At 38.2% G+C, this 14,492-nt stretch carries 17 protein-coding genes; 6 read left to right on the forward strand and 11 right to left on the reverse strand.

What is annotated here, in order from left to right:
* Window positions 1-3: 3 nt before the first annotated feature.
* The 8 genes from atpG to VH441_RS06150 all read right to left on the reverse strand — a co-directional run bounded on the left by atpG (window position 4) and on the right by VH441_RS06150 (window position 6,724).
* A complete protein-coding gene (atpG, locus tag VH441_RS06115) occupies window positions 4-882 on the reverse strand; it encodes a F0F1 ATP synthase subunit gamma (protein WP_434352774.1) in 879 nt (292 codons plus the stop codon).
* A gap of 81 nt (window positions 883-963) precedes the next feature.
* Window positions 964-2,508 carry a F0F1 ATP synthase subunit alpha gene (gene atpA / locus VH441_RS06120; protein WP_434352775.1) on the reverse strand — a complete coding sequence of 515 codons (1,545 nt, stop codon included), beginning with the start codon at window positions 2,506-2,508 and terminating at the stop codon, window positions 964-966.
* 47 nt (window positions 2,509-2,555) lie between these two features.
* A complete protein-coding gene (locus tag VH441_RS06125; protein ID WP_434352776.1) occupies window positions 2,556-3,104 on the reverse strand; it encodes a F0F1 ATP synthase subunit delta in 549 nt (182 codons plus the stop codon).
* A gap of 27 nt (window positions 3,105-3,131) precedes the next feature.
* Window positions 3,132-3,602 (reverse strand): F0F1 ATP synthase subunit B, encoded by a 471-nt coding sequence (locus VH441_RS06130; protein ID WP_434352777.1) that lies wholly within the window; start codon window positions 3,600-3,602, stop codon window positions 3,132-3,134.
* A gap of 159 nt (window positions 3,603-3,761) precedes the next feature.
* A complete protein-coding gene (gene atpE, locus VH441_RS06135) occupies window positions 3,762-4,001 on the reverse strand; it encodes a F0F1 ATP synthase subunit C (RefSeq protein WP_434352778.1) in 240 nt (79 codons plus the stop codon).
* Window positions 4,002-4,034: 33 nt separating this feature from the next.
* Window positions 4,035-4,904 carry a F0F1 ATP synthase subunit A gene (gene atpB / locus VH441_RS06140; protein ID WP_434352779.1) on the reverse strand — a complete coding sequence of 290 codons (870 nt, stop codon included), beginning with the start codon at window positions 4,902-4,904 and terminating at the stop codon, window positions 4,035-4,037.
* Between the two features lie 189 nt (window positions 4,905-5,093).
* Window positions 5,094-5,504 carry an ATP synthase subunit I gene (locus tag VH441_RS06145; RefSeq protein ID WP_434352780.1) on the reverse strand — a complete coding sequence of 137 codons (411 nt, stop codon included), beginning with the start codon at window positions 5,502-5,504 and terminating at the stop codon, window positions 5,094-5,096.
* Window positions 5,505-5,656: 152 nt separating this feature from the next.
* Window positions 5,657-6,724, reverse strand: a complete 1,068-nt coding sequence (locus tag VH441_RS06150) for a metal ABC transporter solute-binding protein, Zn/Mn family (RefSeq protein WP_434352781.1) — start codon at window positions 6,722-6,724, stop codon at window positions 5,657-5,659.
* 216 nt (window positions 6,725-6,940) lie between these two features.
* On the opposite strand from VH441_RS06150, the gene VH441_RS06155 reads away from it, so the two are divergent.
* The 6 genes from VH441_RS06155 (at window position 6,941) to gluQRS (ending at window position 11,804) form a co-directional block, all read left to right on the forward strand.
* The gene (locus VH441_RS06155; RefSeq protein WP_434352782.1) at window positions 6,941-7,513 is read left to right on the forward strand and encodes a transcriptional repressor; all 573 of its coding nucleotides are present in this window, start codon (window positions 6,941-6,943) and stop codon (window positions 7,511-7,513) included.
* 15 nt (window positions 7,514-7,528) lie between these two features.
* Complete coding sequence (locus VH441_RS06160) at window positions 7,529-8,311, forward strand: metal ABC transporter ATP-binding protein (protein ID WP_434352783.1); 783 nt, start codon at window positions 7,529-7,531, stop codon at window positions 8,309-8,311.
* A gap of 4 nt (window positions 8,312-8,315) precedes the next feature.
* Entirely contained in the window at window positions 8,316-9,116 is an 801-nt protein-coding gene (locus tag VH441_RS06165; RefSeq protein ID WP_434352784.1) for a metal ABC transporter permease, read from the forward strand.
* A 52-nt stretch (window positions 9,117-9,168) separates the two neighbouring features.
* A complete protein-coding gene (locus VH441_RS06170) occupies window positions 9,169-9,987 on the forward strand; it encodes a metallophosphoesterase (RefSeq protein WP_434352785.1) in 819 nt (272 codons plus the stop codon).
* A 307-nt stretch (window positions 9,988-10,294) separates the two neighbouring features.
* Window positions 10,295-10,735 (forward strand): RNA polymerase-binding protein DksA, encoded by a 441-nt coding sequence (gene dksA, locus VH441_RS06175; protein ID WP_434352786.1) that lies wholly within the window; start codon window positions 10,295-10,297, stop codon window positions 10,733-10,735.
* 163 nt (window positions 10,736-10,898) lie between these two features.
* A complete protein-coding gene (gluQRS, locus tag VH441_RS06180; protein ID WP_434352787.1) occupies window positions 10,899-11,804 on the forward strand; it encodes a tRNA glutamyl-Q(34) synthetase GluQRS in 906 nt (301 codons plus the stop codon).
* A gap of 158 nt (window positions 11,805-11,962) precedes the next feature.
* On the opposite strand, the gene yjgA is transcribed toward gluQRS, so the two are convergent.
* The 3 genes from yjgA to panC all read right to left on the reverse strand — a co-directional run bounded on the left by yjgA (window position 11,963) and on the right by panC (window position 14,464).
* A complete protein-coding gene (gene yjgA / locus VH441_RS06185) occupies window positions 11,963-12,469 on the reverse strand; it encodes a ribosome biogenesis factor YjgA (RefSeq protein ID WP_434352788.1) in 507 nt (168 codons plus the stop codon).
* 76 nt (window positions 12,470-12,545) lie between these two features.
* Window positions 12,546-13,514, reverse strand: coding sequence for an RNase adapter RapZ (gene rapZ, locus VH441_RS06190; RefSeq protein WP_434352789.1), 969 nt, complete (start codon window positions 13,512-13,514; stop codon window positions 12,546-12,548).
* A 47-nt stretch (window positions 13,515-13,561) separates the two neighbouring features.
* Complete coding sequence (gene panC, locus VH441_RS06195) at window positions 13,562-14,464, reverse strand: pantoate--beta-alanine ligase (protein WP_434352790.1); 903 nt, start codon at window positions 14,462-14,464, stop codon at window positions 13,562-13,564.
* Window positions 14,465-14,492: the final 28 nt, after the last annotated feature.

Here is a 14,492-nt window from a genome sequence, read left to right on the forward strand (position 1 = left end):
CAATTATGAAACAGCAGCAGCACCGCCAACGATTTCCGAGATTTCTCGTGTAATCGCCGCTTGACGCAGCTTGTTATATACCAGTTGTAAATCATCAATTAGGTTGCCAGCATTATCGGTTGCTGCTTTCATTGCTACCATACGAGCTGATTGCTCCGACGCAATGTTTTCCATCACGGCTTGATAAACAATAGATTCAACATATCGACCCATTAGGCCATCTACAAGTGACTTAATGTCTGGCTCATAAATATAATCCCAACCATGCTCTGTTTGTACACCAGAATCTTCGGCTAATGCACCTTCTGGTAAGGGTACTAACTGACTGATTGTCGGTTGTTGTGTCATCGCATTTACAAATTGGTTATAAACCAAATAAATACTGTCTAACTTACCGTTGTCATAGTCGTCAAGCATTGCCTGAACTGGAGCATTTAATTGTTCGAAGGTTGGGTTATCACCATAATCAGTTGTAACTGAGGTAACTTTCCCACCAAAGTTTTTGAAAAATGAAACACCTTTAGAACCAATTGCGGCAAATTCAACACCGACCGATTGTTCCTGATAGCTTTTTACATCTTTCATCAAAGTCTTAAATAAGTTGATATTAAGACCACCAGCGAGACCGCGATCAGAACTAACAACAATATAGCCAACATTATTGACTGGACGACTTTGCATATATGGGTGCTTATAGTCAGAAGAAGCACGTACTAAATGAGAAACGACACGACGCATACTATCTGCATACGGGCGACCAACTTCCATACGGTCTTGGGCACGTTTCATCTTACTCGCTGCAACCATTTGCATCGCACGAGTAATTTTTTGTGTACTTTTAATACTTGTGACTTTTGCACGAATTTCTTTTAAGCTTGCCATAATATTCCCAAAGTGAAGGGTTAATAAAGCAGTGAAATTTATTTGCCATCAATAGAATTTACCATTGATGGCTTTAATAAATTAATAGCTTTGATCTTGCTTGAATGTTTCAACTGCAGCCTTTAAACGACCTGCAATATCATCATTATAATTAGCAGTATCATTGATTTCATTTACTAAATCAGACTGCTCGTCTTTTAGATAACGTAAGAATGCTTCTTCAAAATCGCCTACTTTTTCAACAGGCACATCATTAAAGTAGCCTTCATTAGATGCATAGATTACCGCCGCTTGATCAGCAATAGACATTGGTGCGTATTGCTTTTGCTTCATTAGCTCTGTTACACGCTCACCATGTGCTAACTGCTGTTTGGTTGCATCGTCAAGATCAGAAGCAAACTGAGCAAACGCTGCCAATTCACGATACTGAGCCAATGCTGTACGGATACCACCAGATAGCTTTTTAATGATCTTAGTTTGAGCAGAACCACCAACACGTGATACCGAAATACCCGCGTTAACGGCAGGACGGATACCCGAGTTGAATAAGTTAGACTCTAAGAAAATCTGACCATCAGTAATAGAGATTACGTTTGTTGGTACGAATGCGGATACGTCACCTGCTTGAGTTTCAATAATTGGTAATGCAGTTAATGAACCAGTTTGTCCTTTAACTTCACCATTTGTAAACTCTTCTACGTACTCTGCGTTTACACGCGCTGCACGCTCAAGTAAGCGTGAATGTAAGTAGAAAACATCACCAGGATAAGCTTCACGACCTGGTGGACGACGAAGTAGCAATGAGATTTGACGATACGCAACTGCTTGCTTAGATAAATCATCATAAATAATAAGTGCATCTTCACCGCGATCGCGGAAGTATTCACCCATTGTACAGCCAGAATATGGTGCTAAGTACTGTAGTGCTGCAGGCTCAGAAGCTGATGCAACAACAACCGTAGTATATTCTAAAGCACCTGTTTCTTCTAGTTTACGTACAACGTTTGCAATGGTAGAACGTTTTTGTCCAACAGCAACGTATACACACTTAATACCAGAATCTTTTTGCGCAATGATCGCATCAATTGCCAATGCGGTTTTACCAGTTTGGCGGTCACCAATGATAAGTTCACGCTGACCACGACCAATTGGAATCATTGTATCAACAGATTTATAACCAGTCATTACTGGCTGATCAACAGATTGACGAGCAATTACACCTGGTGCAATTTTTTCTACTTTGTCAGTCAATTTAGCGTTAATAGGACCTTTACCATCGATTGGGTTACCTAAAGCATCAACAACACGACCTAAAAGTTCTGGACCGACTGGTACTTCTAAGATACGACCAGTACAGTAAGCTTTTTGACCTTCTTGAAGATTTAAGTAATCACCTAGTACAACCGCGCCGACTGAGTCTTGTTCTAAGTTTAGTGCCATGCCATAAACATCGCCTTCAAACTCAATCATCTCACCGTACATGGCATCTTCAAGACCATGAATCTGCACAATACCGTCAGATACACTGACAATCGTGCCTTCATTTTTTGCAGTTGCACCCGCATCAAGGTCTTGAATTCGCTGCTTAATCAGATTACTGATTTCCGCTGGATTCAATTGTTGCATTGCCTTGTTTCCTTTAATTTATGATAACCCACTTAATGTTTGTTTAATTAAGCGGTCAACTGTGTTTTTAACTGTTTTAGTTTACCACGTACTGAATCATCAACGACTTTATCACCCACTTTAATTGTTGCACCAGCAATTAAGCTGCTATCAACTTCTTCATGCAGTATAATCGTCGCATTCATAGACGCTGCAAGTTTAGTTTGGATTTCTGTTCGTTGTTTATCAGTTAATGGATACGCTGTTGTCACATAAGCATCTATTTGTTTAAGTGCTTTTGCTTTTAAATCTTTAAAATGCGTATCAATTTGTGGGATTAGAGCTAAGCGCTCGTTATCAGCCAGCTGCGTCACAAAGTTATTTAGTTGTGGAGACACTTCTACATCTGTAGATGAATTAAGTAGCTCTACTAACGTATTAACTTTTTGCTTAGCAAAAATGGCTGGGTTGCTGAGCAATTCTTTAAAGTTGTCGTTTTCGACCACTTGTTTTGCATTATTAAAGAAGGTTTCCCATTCATTAATAACACCATTTTCGTTAGCATAATCAAATGCAGCTTTTGCATAAGGTCTTGCTAGGGTAGATAATTCAGCCATTGTCTCCTCACAATTTACATTTGTAAATTACAGCTTAGCTGCAAGTTTATCTAGCATACTCGCATGCTTTTGTGCATCTACATTATCTTGTAGAATTTTTTCTGCACCCTGCACTGCTAAGTCTGCGACCTGAGCACGTAAGCCTTCACGAGCCTGATTGACTTCTTGATCAATCGAAGCATGTGCTTGCTGACGAATACGCTCTGCTTCGTCTTGAGCTTGAACCTTCGCGTCTTCAATCATCTGATTGGCACGGGTGTTCGCTTGCTCAATTAAGCTTGCTGCTTTTGCTTTTGCATCGTTAAGCTCAGTTTGAGCTTCTTGTTCTGCACTTGCTAAGTCTGCTTTTGCCTTCTCTGCTGCATTCAAACCGTCTGAGATTTTCTTCTGACGTTCATTGATTGCGTTGATTAAAGGAGGCCACACAAACTTCATGCAGAAAATCACGAATATTGCAAATGCAATAGCTTGACCGATTAAGGTACTATTGATATTCACGTGATCACCTCGTTATTGATTATTCTTCATTTCTATGCTTAGTATTAAGTTTGAAATGAACTATCCCTTTATACTTAGAATATTAGACTAAAGTAATAGTTCAGTCTAACGCTTTGCTGGGTGTTGGTAATAACCAACATCCAACAATCGGCACTAAAATTATGCTAGAGGGTTAGCGAATAATAACAACATTGCGATACCAACACCAATCATTGGCACAGCATCAAGTAGACCTGCTACGATAAACATACGAGTTTGTAGTTGTGAAGCAAGCTCAGGTTGACGCGCAACGCCTTCCAAGAACTTACCGCCCAAGATAGCGAAGCCAATACCAGTGCCTAGTGCACCGAAACCGATTAGCAAAGCAACCGCTAAAACTGTCATACCAGCTAATTCCATTGAGAAATCCTCTTACCTATGTGTATTTCAAAATTAATGTTCAGTTGATGAAGCCAATGACAGATAAACTATCGTTAACATCATAAACACAAACGCCTGAAGTGTAATTACTAAAATGTGGAAAATTGCCCACGGTACAGATAACGCCCATTGAATCCAAAATGGCATTAGGGCAATCAAGATGAAAATAAGTTCACCAGCATACATGTTACCAAACAAACGCAAACCTAACGAAATTGGTTTCGCAATTAGGGTAACAAACTCAAGAATGAAGTTTACAGGGATTAATATAGCCTGCATGACTGGATTTTTAGTACTAAATGGGTGCAAGGTTAGCTCACCTAAAAAGCCACCAAACCCTTTTTCTTTAATACTATAAAAGATAATTAGTGCGAATACTGAGAAAGACATACCTAGCGTCACATTTGGGTCTGTACTTGGTACAATCTTCATGTATACGTGATGTGGATCATGTCCCATTGCGGCACCAATTTTTTGTGCCAGTACTGGAATCCAGTCAACAGGAATCAAATCCATTAGATTCATTAAAAAGATCCAAACAAAAATAGTTAATGCCAGTGGGGCAATTAGCTTAGATGTGCCTGAGTAGGAATCTTTAACATTGTTATTAACAAAATCGACAATCATTTCAACGAATGCTTGTAGTTTGCCAGGGGTGCCAGAAGTTGCTTTTTTAGCAACTAACCAAAAAATTAGACAAAAAATGATACCTAAACCAATTGACCAAAGCATTGAGTCGACATGAATGGCGTTAAAGCCCATTTCGCTCGCTTGTTCTTTAGTTTCTGCAAACATCCAGCCTTCATGTGGGTGTTTACCAAATGTCCAATTTGTTAAGTGGTGAGAGATATAGTCTGTTGAGGTCAGTTGCTCTGATGCCATAATCTAAACTTCTTCCAGTAAGCACTAAAATTCAGCAAGCCTTTGCCTGCTCAGTGGTTATATTACAAGTTATTTGCTGTATTTGTAAAGACCATTTATTAAATTTATATAATAAATAATTAACAAATACAGGCATGCTGCAAATTTATGAAAGCTTAATTTAAAAACATTTAAAAACAGATTTTAAATCTATTTAATTTTCAAGCTTATTAAACTGTGACTAATCTGCATTACAATAAAACCGATAAACAGCGCCAAGGCTGATAGGGGTCTTATGATAATAAAGATTAATGAGAATCCTACCAAGGTAACGAACCACTTTATGGCTGCTCCAAGATAAAACTGATTGACAATATTTCTACTTGCTTTTGCACCGCTATATCGGAACATAATCAAAACAAACAGAACATGTGTTAAATAGCCAAGTAATGCGCCTAGTGCAAAACTTTTTGCATGTATTAACTGCCCTGTATCATTTGACAACCATAACCAATCAATAACTATTAGAACACAAATGCTGATAAATAAAATCCATGATTCTTGCTTAAGGGCTTTATTTATTTTAACTTTGCTGTTTCTACTGGCTGGGCCTGCTGTCATAGATAAATCATTATTTCTTTACAATCAACCAAATTTATAGGAACAATAAATATTGTTTATTATGGTTGAAATCAGCACCATTATAAGTAGCTATTTACATATTAGCAAGTATTATGTAATGTTTTTTTATACTATGACAGATTCCACCTCATTTATTTGTTTGCTAAGCAATCAATTATCTTTTGAGACTCTTTTCCCCAAGCCTGTAAATAACTCTCACTGTCGCTCATATCTTCAATTAATACCCGATTGGTGATAGGCGCTAATTTATTAACGATCCCATCTTTAGGCTTAGATTGTGTAATTAAGCACATGGTTTCGTATGGGCGATTTTTGGTTAACCAAACAATTTGGCTCGCTTTTGCAGGGATTTCATGATCTGTTGTTAACGTACCAACCAGCTCTACACCTAATGCTGCCTCAAAATATTGAAAAGCATCATGAGAACTCCAATATTTGTTGCTCTCCCCCACCTTTGCCTTTTGTTTGGCAACCAATTCATCTAAATTAGTAGCAAACGCTTTAGCATTGGCTTTGTATTGCTCTGCATATTCAGGGTTTGCTTGGCTATGCAACTCTGCCAGTTTGTTTACAATCACTTTGGCATTTTGAGGATCAGACCAAATGTGTGGATCTTTACTCCCTGATATTTCTTGCATTTGCAAGTCACGGCGCTTTAATTTGTTGATACCCGCCTCATTTAGAATGGTCACAGTGTTGTCACCATTTTCAAGTGTTTCACTTAAATTACTTTCTAAGTTTTTGCCAAACCAAACGACATATTTACTGTCTTTTACTGTTTTCATATCACTGGGGCTTAAGCTGCCATGGTGTCCGACATCGCCAGCATTTAACAACTTTTTAACCGTCGTGTTTGTGCCGTTTGTGACGGCTTCACTAAGCAAGAACAAAGGATGGTTGCTTACTGCAAAGTTAACCGTATAACCCTCTGGAATAACCTGTGCTGGTCCTGAAGCGTGCGCATGATCATGATGTTCATGGTCATGCTCTGCATGTTCGTCATGATTGTGCTCATGTTCATGGCTATGTTCATGATTATGCTCATGCCCTTCTTCTGCATGTTCTGAATGCTCGTGTTCCGAGTGACTATCTTCTGCTGCTTTATTACCACAAGCCGTTAAAGTTAATGATGCGCCCAACAAAACTGCGACAGACACTGATTTAATAATAGCCTGGTTAGTTGATTCTTTTATTGTCATATTTTTCATAGTTTGGTGTTTATCAGTTTTATGTTTTGATAGTAGCCTTAAATTTACTGATAGCTACTATTGTGAGTGATTAAAGTAAGTGATTTTATAAAGCCCGCTAACAAGACTTTGATTTTAAAAAATGTTATATTATTACACTATCAATAACATATCAATGATTTTGTTATATTATAACAAAATGGCTTATTTCTCTTTTTAATTAGTATTATGACAAACGTTACTGACACCCTAACCCAACCTGATCATGTGCATGATGTGCATCATATTTGTGAAGATACTAAATGTCATCACGATGCACAGGCTTCTGTTAAGCAAAGGCTTGATCAAGCAAAACAATACTGTAAAGAAAATGGGCTGAGGTTTACCCAGTTACGCGAACAAGTTTATAAACTTGTATTAGAAGCTGACAAGCCCATTGGGGCCTATGACTTACTGGGCATTATGCAAGAAAAGAACATCCTTGCTACGAATAAAACCAATAACAAAGCAAACAGTAAAGCAAAAACAATTGCACCACCAACCGTTTACAGAAGTTTAGATTTTTTATTAGAAGTTGGTTTTATTCATCAATTGGCTTCTATCAATGCCTTTGTGCCTTGTTGTCATCCACGAGAAAAACACATCGCCGCTTTTTTAATATGCTCAAACTGCCAAACTGTGCAAGAGTGTAATAACAAAGCCGTTAGACAACTAATGGATAGCACCAAAAAAGAGATTGGATTTGCAGTCGAAACAAGCACGATTGAAATGACTGGATTATGCCAAAAATGCCAAAGGTAAAAATCGAGTTAAATCATGACTAATTCAATAATAAAAAACACCCAAACACCTCTCGTATGCCTTGAAAAAGTCAGTTTTTCGGTTAATCAACAAACGCTTGTATCTAACATCAACATGCGCATCATGGCAAATGATACCATTAGTATTATTGGTCCTAACGGCGCAGGTAAATCGACGTTAGTAAAGCTCATTTTGGGGTTACATGCGCCAACTTCAGGGCAAATTGAACGCACCGATAAGCTAAAAATTGGGTACGTTCCACAAAAATTTAGCATACCTACCATCTTGCCACTGCGAGTACTTGACTTACTTAAGCAAGCTGACAGCAAAGACCTTAGCAAAAAAGAACAAAACTTTTTACTTGACCAGTTATCCCTCAAACCATTATTAAAACGACAGTTAATAAATTTATCGGGTGGAGAAACTCAACGTGTTTTGCTTGCCCGCGCTTTGTTTGATAAGCCAGACCTATTAATTTTAGACGAACCAATGCAAGGCTTAGACCCTGAAAGTGAAACCTTACTATACCAGTTTATTGATTCGCTACCAGAATTTTTACAATGTGCCATGCTGGTCGTCTCACACGATTTGCACTGGGTAATGAAAGGCAGCCGCCATGTTATTTGTCTTAACAAACATATTTGCTGTGAAGGACAACCGACCGACATACAAGATGCCAGCGAATTTCAACGCCTCTTTGGCAACGGTTTTACTGATGTATTGAATGAACATAAGTTTGAGCAGCCTTACATTCACCATCATCACAACTGTAACCATCATTCGCCTGATGAGGTATAAATAAATGATAGATTATCTACCAATCATCGCACCAGCATGGATAGCCGGTAGCCTGTTGGCACTCTTATCGGCGCCTTTAGGCTGCCTCGTATTGTGGCGACGTATGGCATTTTTTTCTGATGCTTTGGCTCATGGCACGCTGCTTGGTGTTGCGTTGTCCGTTTTATGCCACCTACCACACGCCGTAGGTATTGGTTTGGTTAGTTTGCTCGTTGTTGTAGCTTTATCATTGCTTGATGATAAACGACTCCCTGCCGACTCTGTGCTTGCGGTGGTGGCTGTTAGCTTGTTGTGTGCCGGTTTGCTCACACTGACACAAATGACTCAACAGCAGGCAAACATTTTAGGTTATTTATTTGGTAATCTATTAGAGGTAGACTGGTCAGAATTACCATTATTAGCTGTTTCGGTTGTTGTTGGTTTGCTATTTTTACGTTGGATTTGGCAACCACAAGTTAAGCTCGCCACCCATGATGCGTTAGCTCGTATTGCTGGCATTAACCCAACTCAGCAAAAGTTATTTTTTATGGGATTGTTAGCAGGATTTTGTGCAATTTCGTTACAGGCAGTCGGCAGTTTATTAATCAGTGGTTTGTTAGTCTTACCCGCACTAACATCTAGGCTATGGGCAAACTCACCCAAAGGGATGGTTGTTATCTCTTTAGTATTGGCACAAGTAGCCGTTACCACGGGTGTTTGGGGTAGCGTGTTATTTGATATCCAAACAGGTTTAGCAATTGTACTGGTACTTGCCATTGGTTTTTTTGCGAGTTTGATTGGCTTAAAACTAACAAAAAATAACTAGCCTAAAGTGGCAACAAAAAATCAACTCCTATAATAAGATGCCTACAAATGATATGAAAACCTTAACTCCATTTAATAAAAAAGGCAGCACCTTTAACATACTACAACTTACCGACCTGCATCTATCTGCTGACAGAAACAAGATGGTTAACGGCATAAATGGCTACGACGGATTTAACAATACGCTACAACAAGCACTTAGCAGCCATACACATTGTGATTTAATACTATTAACTGGCGATTTAGTAAATGAAATTGACACCAGCATCTATGATTACATTTTTACAAAATTAACAGCAACTGGTGTGCCATTTGCTTGTATCCCAGGGAACCACGACGTTACCGATATCCTAAATCCAGAAGCTGAATTTAATCACCAACAATTAATTGCCTGTAAACCCGACTCTCGTTTACTTAATCAATACATAATTGAAACTAAACATTGGCAAATATTATTGATAGACTCCAGCGTGGCAGGAAAAATTTATGGCAATATTAGCAATGTAACGCAAACCTGGCTTAGCAAGCAGCTAACCCATAATAACAAACCTGCCATTATTGTTATGCACCACCACAGCTTGCCAATTGGCTCAAAATGGATGGACAAACACATTTTAAACAACACCGATGACTTTTGGCAAACCATTATGCCTTTTAAGCAAGTAAAAGCGGTGATTAGTGGGCACACCCATCAAAAAAGCCATCAAACTCACCAAAGCGTTGATGTTTACACAACGCCATCAACCAATTACCAATATAAACCCAAGCAAGATACCTTTGCTTATGATGAGTTAATGACTCCAGGATACAGATGGATAAGGCTATATGATGATGGCACAATGAGCACTAAAGTTGAAAGATTAACCAAGTAATTCAAGCAACTAATATGCGTTTAACATTTTCACTAAAAGCGTTTTGCTTTTGTAAAAATGTAAATTTATGAATAACGAATAAACGTAATTTCATATATGGCATACATTTGTTTGCTTGATTTAGTTAAAAAAATACGCTATTGTCTTTTGATTAAATACAACAGTTTATGTTTTATTTAATTTTAAACTTAACAAAACATATCGTTATTGTTTTTAGTTGATTGTTTCAACGCTTTGTCATATTGGCGATTTATAGTACTGTTTTTAATCACCGTAACAAAGCGGAAGTATTGTAGGACACAAACACATGAGCAAGGTTTCGACCAAAACACAAGAACCTAAATTCACTCCATACGAACCCAAAAAAGGCGAAGAATATATGTCGGATGCTCAACTTGAGCATTTTCGCAGCATTCTTACCAATTGGAAAACCCAGTTATTGGATGAAGCAAACCGCACAAAAGACTATATCCAAGATGAGTCCAGTGCACTGCCTGACATTAATGACCGAGCCACTCAAGAAGAAGAATTTGCATTAACGCTACGCACACGTGATCGTGAACGTAAGCTTGTTCGCAAAATTGACAAGTCATTATCAGAAATTGATGAAGGCGATTATGGTTTTTGTGAGCTTTGTGGTGTAGAAATTGGACTTCGTCGTCTTGAAGCTCGTCCAACCGCCACACAATGTATTGACTGTAAGACGCTTTCAGAAATGAAAGAAAAGCAGGCACACGCAAACATGTAAAGCAAATCGGTAAAATAGATACAAACTATTTTAATATTCATGCAGATGCTGAGCTTATTTAACTCAACGACTGCATGAACTGAAATCACTGTGCTTATCCCACCCATTAATAAACCTAAGTCGACAGTTTTTTGCTAAATACCATCAATATAAGCTAATTTAAATGTATGGCTTGACTCAACAACCGTTAAAACCTTCTTCTATCAAAAAACCCGTCGGTCGTTTTGCCCCTTCACCGACAGGTGAGCTTCATTTTGGTTCACTAACCACCGCAGTAGCAAGTTATTGCCATATTAAATCTATGGCTGGTAATTGGCTTTTACGCATTGAAGATACAGACACCCAACGTTGTAAGCCCGAGTTTAGTAAACAAATATTAATCGATTTAGAGAATCTTGGGCTACATTGGGATGATGAGGTTATTTATCAATCACAGCGGACTAAACTTTATAACCAGTATATTCACGATGAGTTACATGGGCTTTGCTATGCCTGTGAATGTTCTCGTAAGGATTTAAAAGGGCAATTCATTTATCCAAGAAATTGCCTTCATAAGTCCCTAGAACTAAATAAACATAAAGTGCGTATTGAACTACCAAACCACAGTATTGGCTTTTTTGATGGCATTCAGGGAATGCAGTGGCAAAACCCTCAAAAAATGCTTGGTGATATGGTCATCAGACGTGATAGTAACAGCAACCATATGATTAATTATATTTTAGCCGTTAGCATTGATGATGGATTACAAGGTATTACTCATGCCATGCGTGGGTTGGATATCATGCCTATGACCTCTGCCCAAATTGCGATTATGCAAATAGCAAAGTTACCACTCATTGACTATTGGTATCATTTGCCACTCGTACTTAATGATGACGGTCAGAAGCTATCAAAACAAAACCTCGCCACCCCAATTGATACCAGTAATGAGCGTAAATGTAGCGAACTATTAGCGACTGCCTTAAAGTTTTTACAACAGCCATTCGTGGAGATGGATAAACCCCAGCGAATGTTAGATCAGGCAATTCACCAATGGGATACCCAGCTTTTAAGAAATAAAAATCAATAGATTCCGCTGTCTTTCGATTATAAAAGCATATAAAGATAAAGTCAGCCACACTGTTGCCCACTTGCAACCTAAACTCCCTTCTCGCTTCTTACATACTACTTATATACATCTCACATCAGCATCTTACATTTAGTTTGGATTGTCTTAACCTTAGTAAGTTATCTCGATAAAATCGCCACTTCATGAATGTATGTTTGTAAATCTTGCTCAGACTCTTCTAATAATTCATCATCTGCCATGTGTTTTGCGTATTCAATCCACAACATCATTTGATAGAGTGTGTTTTTTTCACATGCTTTAAACTGCCTAACAAATTGCTTAAGTGTTCCATCGTCATGTATGTTTAGTCGGGCATACCAGGCATCAATTTTAGCAATCTGTTCAGGTGCAAATAAAATGTCAAACAACGCATTGACTAATGAATGCCTGTCTTCTTCACTAATAATTTTACCAATACGTTTAATTTGGCGATTTCTGGCATTCGCACTGGTGATATCCGCTAGGTCTTCTAACTCTGTCAAAAAATAATCACTAACTGGCAGTTTTTTCATTTGTTTTTTTGAAAGATTAGCCAATGGCTCAGCCATACTTTTTAGCCTGTCATGCTGTTTTTTAAGCTCAGTGCGAGAAATCCGCATATCTTGCTCTGCCCAATTAATTACCATATTACTACCTTAACCTCTATTTTTATTAACTTGTTTAACCTCTGGATAGTGGTAAAACAAATGTTCTGAGTTATCTTTATAATTTCCAGAATCGCTTTTCGCGATGTTTAACCGCCACTTGCATTGCCTTTGGTAAGTTTTCTTCTAACGATTTTGCAACCATTTCAGAAATAAACACCGAGCGATGTTTACCGCCAGTACAACCAATTGCAACCGTAACTGTATGCCGATTGTTATTTAAAAACTCTGGTAACCAACGGTTTAACAGTTTGGCAATATCTTGCCCCATTTCTTCAACTTCTGGATATTTAGCAAAAAAATCTTTAACAGGTTGATCTAGCCCTGTATGTGCTCTTAACTCTTTTTCCCAGTGAGGGTTTGGCAAAATACGCACATCAAAAACAAAGTCCGAATCAATCGGGCTGCCATGTTTAAACCCAAATGATAAGACATTAACCTTAACTTGATTATCAACGCCAAGTACATTACGCAACGTTTCTTTTAGCTCATGAATATTTAGGCTACTGGTGTCAATGGTAATATCTGCACAGCTTGCCACTGGTTTTAATATTGCTATTTCTTGACTAAGCGCACTGGGTAGATTTTTAACATTGTTAATGGATGGATGAATGTTTGCCATCAACGGATGGATACGACGCGTTGCATCGAAACGTGCAACCAATACACTTTCTTGCGCGGTTACATAAATTACTTTTAATGATTGTTTATCATATTTTTTGTGTAAACTATCACAAACATCTGCAAAATGGCTCAAGTCGGCACGAGGCGTACGAACATCTACCCCAAAAACAATTTTACGGATATTAGTATTGGTAATCAATTTATCTACCGCATCGGTTACCAATGACAAAGGCAAATTATCAATCGCATAATAACCAAAATCTTCTAAAATATTAATAACCGAGGTCTTACCAGAGCCAGAACGACCAGATACAATTAATAAATCTAAGGTCTCATCGTTACTGCCATTTATGCCTTCTTGGCTACTGTGTTCTGAGCGATTTAAATCATGCAAATTATCCATTGGTTATCCCTTTATACCATGACATTTTTAATTTAACATCAAATATACTATATATCGACAATCACTTCTTGATTATCTAATAAACGTGCTTTACCCAGCCAAGCTGCCACTAAAATGACTAATTCTTTGTCCGCCTTAGTGGCTGGTCCTAGTTTTTGCGTCATTATTTGCAAATAATCTACTTCAAACCCTGCAGCATTAATACGTTGGCAAGATTTATTTAATAGCTCTTCAAACCCGATTACTATATGCTCGCCTCTCTCTATTTTTTTAGACAAATCGTATATTATTTGATGTAATTTAGGAGCAAGTTGCCTCTCTGACTCTGTGAGATACTGGTTGCGTGATGACAATGCCAAACCATCTTCCGTTCTAACAATGGGGGCTCTTATAATTTCAATTGGGTAGCTTAAATCTTCGGTTAATTGACGAATCAATGCAAGCTGTTGATAATCTTTTTTCCCAAAAACGGCCACATCAGGTTGTACAATATTAAATAGCTTACTGACTACCAGCCCAACACCATCAAAATGACCTGGTCTTGATTTGCCACACAAGTGCTTCGTCATTGTACCAAGATCTATGCTGGTTGATATCTCAGATGGAGAATTTGGGTAAATCTCCTCAACACTTGGCGCAAACACAATATCTGCACCCGCTAATGTGAGACGACTGACATCTGCCTCTAGCGTACGTGGATAACTATCAAAATCTTCACCTTCTCCAAATTGGGTCGGATTAACAAAAATGCTAACCACAACAATATCTGCATGTTTTTTTGCGATTTCTACTAAAGAAACATGACCGTCATGTAAATTACCCATTGTTGGTACAAGTGCAATGCGTTTATCTTCACGGAATTTTCTTAATTCATCACGCAATGCGACTATATGATGCATGGTTTTTGGTGGCTGTTTGAGTCCACTGTCACGATTGTTATGGCTGTTCATATGGCTACCTCTATATTTTGTGATTAAC

The organism is Psychrobacter sp. HD31 (assembly GCF_051097895.1).
GTDB lineage: Bacteria > Pseudomonadota > Gammaproteobacteria > Pseudomonadales > Moraxellaceae > Psychrobacter.

Bases quoted from the DNA above. Each gene is read 5' to 3' on its own strand.
- atpG (WP_434352774.1), bottom strand. From the start codon at position 882: ATGGCAAGCTTAAAAGAAATTCGTGCAAAAGTCACAAGTATTAAAAGT.
- atpA (WP_434352775.1), bottom strand. From the start codon at position 2,508: ATGCAACAATTGAATCCAGCGGAAATCAGTAATCTGATTAAGCAGCGA.
- VH441_RS06125 (WP_434352776.1), bottom strand. From the start codon at position 3,104: ATGGCTGAATTATCTACCCTAGCAAGACCTTATGCAAAAGCTGCATTT.
- atpE (WP_434352778.1), bottom strand. From the start codon at position 4,001: ATGGAATTAGCTGGTATGACAGTTTTAGCGGTTGCTTTGCTAATCGGT.
- atpB (WP_434352779.1), bottom strand. From the start codon at position 4,904: ATGGCATCAGAGCAACTGACCTCAACAGACTATATCTCTCACCACTTA.
- VH441_RS06145 (WP_434352780.1), bottom strand. From the start codon at position 5,504: ATGACAGCAGGCCCAGCCAGTAGAAACAGCAAAGTTAAAATAAATAAA.
- VH441_RS06150 (WP_434352781.1), bottom strand. From the start codon at position 6,724: ATGACAATAAAAGAATCAACTAACCAGGCTATTATTAAATCAGTGTCT.
- VH441_RS06155 (WP_434352782.1), top strand. From the start codon at position 6,941: ATGACAAACGTTACTGACACCCTAACCCAACCTGATCATGTGCATGAT.
- VH441_RS06160 (WP_434352783.1), top strand. From the start codon at position 7,529: ATGACTAATTCAATAATAAAAAACACCCAAACACCTCTCGTATGCCTT.
- VH441_RS06165 (WP_434352784.1), top strand. From the start codon at position 8,316: ATGATAGATTATCTACCAATCATCGCACCAGCATGGATAGCCGGTAGC.
- VH441_RS06170 (WP_434352785.1), top strand. From the start codon at position 9,169: ATGAAAACCTTAACTCCATTTAATAAAAAAGGCAGCACCTTTAACATA.
- dksA (WP_434352786.1), top strand. From the start codon at position 10,295: ATGAGCAAGGTTTCGACCAAAACACAAGAACCTAAATTCACTCCATAC.
- gluQRS (WP_434352787.1), top strand. From the start codon at position 10,899: ATGTATGGCTTGACTCAACAACCGTTAAAACCTTCTTCTATCAAAAAA.
- yjgA (WP_434352788.1), bottom strand. From the start codon at position 12,469: ATGGTAATTAATTGGGCAGAGCAAGATATGCGGATTTCTCGCACTGAG.
- rapZ (WP_434352789.1), bottom strand. From the start codon at position 13,514: ATGGATAATTTGCATGATTTAAATCGCTCAGAACACAGTAGCCAAGAA.
- panC (WP_434352790.1), bottom strand. From the start codon at position 14,464: ATGAACAGCCATAACAATCGTGACAGTGGACTCAAACAGCCACCAAAA.